The sequence below is a fragment of the Vibrio sp. A1-1 genome, assembly GCF_021728175.1.
Taxonomy (GTDB): Bacteria; Pseudomonadota; Gammaproteobacteria; order Enterobacterales; family Vibrionaceae; genus Vibrio; species Vibrio diabolicus.
The window spans coordinates 1-4,538 of record NZ_JAKKCL010000039.1 but is presented as its reverse complement, the minus strand read 5'-3'; the positions used below and the strand labels follow the sequence as shown (position 1 = coordinate 4,538).

Below are 4,538 nucleotides of genomic sequence, written 5' to 3'. Positions count from 1 at the left end.
ATCCTCTACGACTACATGGTCAAGTGCATGCAGGAATTAGCGAAAGCTGAACCTGATATCGATGCGCTCCTGCCTTGGAACTTCAAACATTAGCAAGATCGCCCCGTGGGTTCATGGGGCGTTTACGGTATTTTGTGTGTTCTTCTAAGTTTTAAAATGCTGGTACAAGTACTCCATTAGGGCAAATAATACCGTCATTAGTAGGTCTTGTAATATGGTGTGGGGACAAGCCTGAAAAACTTACTCCTCGCTTTGCTGGTCCAAGCACACAATGTGTAAGAAAGCTCCGCATTGTTGCACTCTTATGACTTTGTTAACCTAGCCAGAATTACATCCAAAATTTGCTGATGATTGTCCTTTCTGGAAACCTCGTCACGCTCCTGGCAAAGTGCTTCCTCCCCTTCTGATGCGAGAATTTTAATGCCACGCTCAGTACATTCTGCGAACGCACTAAACTGACTCGCACTGGGAATCTCTTGAAATGTCACATTGGGAAGAGCAACAAGTGATTCGGCTGGTGTCAGTGCGGGATGTAGCCGATCAGAAAGCGTCACCACGGTGATAGCATTGTTCATCAAGGCCAGAGTTTCAGGGACAAAAGTTTTCGTTAGCTCAGGGTTGATAACGACGACCGATTTCAGTTTGCTTTCAGACTGAAATCGGGGGAATTTTTGATCCGGGATGTTGGTAATATCAACGTTATTTTCACGTAACCAATGACAGTCTACATTGGTGACGTTGTGACACGATGTTCGATATTTTTCCGGGCTTATTTGCGCTCCGGAGAGCATCAGCATAGATGTGCCACCCAGAAAAAAGCCAACACCCTGCACTTCATCAGTATCTACACCTCCGGACAGTATCCCGACCGAACTTAATTCGTTCAGCCCAAGCACCAAATCACTAGTCCTGAAAGTGATTTCATCAACAGCCATTTCTGCATTGATTTCGTTTGGTGCAGGAGGCTTTGGTACAACAACGATATAACCTTGTTTCGCTAGGCCTGAAGCTATCCAACCACTATGAGAAAATGCTGACCGTGTTCCGCCCTGCGACAAAAGCACAACGGGAAATTTTCCACTTGCTAAAGGGGCATCTAACTGCGTTTCGACTGATTTAAAAATGTTACCCCTACCAAACGTGAAGTTGGTTTTCCCGTTCGTTGTGGGATACCAGTAGTAGACTTCTACAGGCTTGTCTCTGTCTTCACTGAATACCGTTTTGACTGTTAGCGCAGAATGGTATTTCGGCTCATTCGTACTGGCGCTGACACTGACACACAATGAAGCGAGTAGAAACGACATTATTATTTTGGTTTTCATTTTTACCCCAGCCGATCAATACATTACTCTGCACGGCATCTGGAAAAATAACGCGCAGGAGATTCTCCATATATTTTGCGAAACATAGCAATAAAGTTACTCGGAGTCGAGTAACCCAAAGCAAGTGTCTGCTTTGAACTACGCCAGCAAGCTTTTGGACAAAAGTGAGTCAGTGAAATACCTAATTTAGATAGTTCAGGATTAGCTAAATTATGGAGTAGTAAAGCTCGAATAGCTCTCCAAAAATTATCGAATTCGGAATTTACCCATTCGATATTCGTTCAATGGGCTAGACTCTCCTATTTCATTTATAGCTCCACCAATCTTCTCAGCTAGCTCTTGGCTACCAGAGGATAGTAACATACAGGCTCTGATATATGATGTTAGGTCTTCCCCCTTAAATCCTTTGAATAGCTCAACAAACTGCTCCTGAGAAAGCTTATTCAGCACTTCAACTTCTGACGAGTTATAGCTATTAGAGCCTTTCCTCAACTCAAGAATATCCATAACCGTTGGTTCAGGTTTTAACTCTAGGTACTGCTTCCTTAGCTTTTCTGCGAACTTCTTATCTTTAATACCAAAAGGATTTGCATCTATGCTATCGATATTAAACACTTCTGGATTATCTTTTCTAGATTCGATGAAGAGTTCAATAAGCTCATCAGCTTTCTCATTTTTCCCCAAAGTTCTTAGCAAAGCTAAACCAGTGGCATATTGTGAGCATGATGTTGTGCGTGCGATATCCCTCATACCCGCTTCCATTGCTTCAGCAACCTCTTCTTCGTTAGAATCGAATGAGCCATGAAAAAGCTTCCAAGCCTCATCCCATTTAGCACTAGCATGTTGAATTTCTAACTCTTTCTGCTTATGTCTACAAAGAGGAATCAACTTTTCTTTGTCAAGAAAACCTTGCTCAATACCACGAGCAACAGCCAAGTCGATTTCATCGGTATATCTGTAACCATATCGATTTAGCGTCATATTCCAACGATCGGTTATTTCTTTCGTCCATCCCGATTCTTCGTTTTCCTTTCTAGTCCCTGATTGGTTTACAAACGCAAACTCTGGAATGTGCACCTCATCAGCACCATGGCAGTAGTAACACCAACTGAGCAATATAGTGGAGTGAATCACTTGCTTCTTGATGCTTTCATCGAAGCCATCAACAAGCTCCAAAAACTCATTTGTGTGCTCCACTATCTTTCTGATGACTCGTTTGTTTTTGATGTTCAATCCAATACAGCAATCACGAACATAATCTCTAAACTCGAAGTCGTCAGCAAACATTATATCGAAGCACTGTTCAGCGGTTGGTTCGAAGTGAAGTTGTCTATCTACGATTTTCTCTTTGTACTTCCTGTAATCTTTGAAAGTATCGTCACCAGCTTCCTCATTAAGCAACAAGACAACCTTGCAACCTTTTTGCTCCTTGAAGAAAGAAACTAACCCCATGAAGTCTTTGATAGTGATTCCCTTGCTATGACGCTCTAAATCATCAAAGCAAATTATTGTCTTGTTCATCGCCAGCTGAGAAACTGAATCAATAAGACTGCCAATACCTCCAACATACTTACTCACATAGGGAATTTTTGTATCCTTCACCAAGTCAGCAACTTTCTTTGAATAGCCTTTGATGTTTGGCGCTTCTCCAATTCGATTTGTATCAATAGTGTTTAAGAACGTAGTTTGCTTTAGCTCAGCAATAGAATTAATCCCAAACAATGAAACGTAGGAGTATGATTTTAAAGCGCATTCGATTTTGAACTCTTCGATGTACTGCTTCCAACTATAAGTCTTACCGACCCCCCAATCGCCTTTGATAGCTAGTACTTCGGGAGTATCGGTGGAAAGGAACCTTCGAACTTGCTCTTTAACTAATTCAACTGACATGTATGCAAAATTCCTTACAAAACAGAATGGTACTCCGACAACTATAAGCCTGTTAATCAATATATTGAATAGAAAAAGGTGTGTTCATAGGCATTCATCAAAAAAGCGCAGGGGGGACAGATCTTTTGCTTGTCCATTATTTTTAGTAGAAAAAACCGACAAGCAGAATGAGGTGTATTTTCGTTCTAACTCACTTTGGGGCAAATTCGTGTTACCAATGGCGTCAGTCGTGACTCTGCACGCATGACCAAAAGTATGGAAAAACTCTATATACGTGGCCAGTTTTAGTTAATCACTACAAGATGTCTGGAACATCTTGACCAGAATAGTGGCCCCTAACTGGCTTAAGGTTTTAGCTTGAGTTTATCTTGGTAGGGTCATAGGGGGCGGTGTGTGTCTTGATTCTAAAAGCCGACCAGATTTCAGCGTGGTTTGATAGGTATCTACTGAAGAAAGACAAAGAGTAGACGTGATTGTGAAGCTCTAATATCGGTCTTTAACATGATAAAAGCGAGTAGCCAAATAAAATGGTTCTCGCTTTTTTAATCAATTACCACGTTCGATTCGAGATAAAAATTACCCAGTAAACTCTTCAGAATCGGGACGATTGGTAAACTGCACACCATTTAAGAAGTCGCACAGCAGTTGGTCTTCACACTGTTTGTAGTTTTTGTTGTTTGGCTTGCGGAAATACGCACCAATTTCGTATTTACTTAAACTAATCCCAACCACTTCTAATACGTCCAACACATCTTCTGCTTTCATGTCTAGCGCAATGCGCAGCTTCATGAGAATCATGTTGTTGGTCAACGTGACTTCTGGCTTAGGTTGCTCGCCGTCTTTTTTTCCTCGCTTGAGGTTAATAAAGCCATTTAAGAATACCGCTAACTCTTGATCCTTCATCTTAACGCAAGATTTGTCGCTTTCATCTTTTAACCAGTTTGCTACTTTATCGTGAGCCACAGTGACTTCGGCCTGCCCGAAAGCTTTCATTATCTGCGCGTTCTTAAGGTTTAACGCGTGTTGGATACGACGTAAAATTTCGTTGTTAGTCACTAGGGATTCCTAAAATGAGTTCTAAGGGTGAATAAAAATCCATCAATGACATGCGATCTGTGGGTGTCTTTATTCAATAGCGTAGTTGACGGTGACTCTAACAGAGAACACGTTTCTTCGGTAGGTTAAAAAATAGAAATAAGGTAAACGCCCCATGAACCCACGGGGCGATCTTGCTAATGTTTGAAGTTCCAAGGCAGGAGCGCATCGATATCAGGTTCAGCTTTCGCTAATTCCTGCATGCACTTGACCATGTAGTCGTAGAGGATG

Annotated in this window: 3 protein-coding genes; all 3 read right to left on the bottom strand. The window is 41.7% G+C overall.

Features of this window, described 5'->3' with window-relative positions; translation table 11 throughout:
- Positions 1-302: 302 nt before the first annotated feature.
- The gene (locus L3V30_RS23775; RefSeq protein WP_233059812.1) at positions 303-1,304 is read right to left on the bottom strand and encodes a hypothetical protein; all 1,002 of its coding nucleotides are present in this window, start codon (positions 1,302-1,304) and stop codon (positions 303-305) included.
- 264 nt (positions 1,305-1,568) lie between these two features.
- A complete protein-coding gene (locus L3V30_RS23770) occupies positions 1,569-3,212 on the bottom strand; it encodes a hypothetical protein (protein ID WP_108678927.1) in 1,644 nt (547 codons plus the stop codon).
- A 576-nt stretch (positions 3,213-3,788) separates the two neighbouring features.
- Positions 3,789-4,268 carry a DUF1456 family protein gene (locus L3V30_RS23765; RefSeq protein ID WP_015728478.1) on the bottom strand — a complete coding sequence of 160 codons (480 nt, stop codon included), beginning with the start codon at positions 4,266-4,268 and terminating at the stop codon, positions 3,789-3,791.
- Positions 4,269-4,538: the final 270 nt, after the last annotated feature.

Coding starts and splice junctions, on each gene's coding strand:
- L3V30_RS23775 (WP_233059812.1), bottom strand. CDS start 1,304: ATGTCGTTTCTACTCGCTTCATTGTGTGTCAGTGTCAGCGCCAGTACG.
- L3V30_RS23770 (WP_108678927.1), bottom strand. CDS start 3,212: ATGTCAGTTGAATTAGTTAAAGAGCAAGTTCGAAGGTTCCTTTCCACC.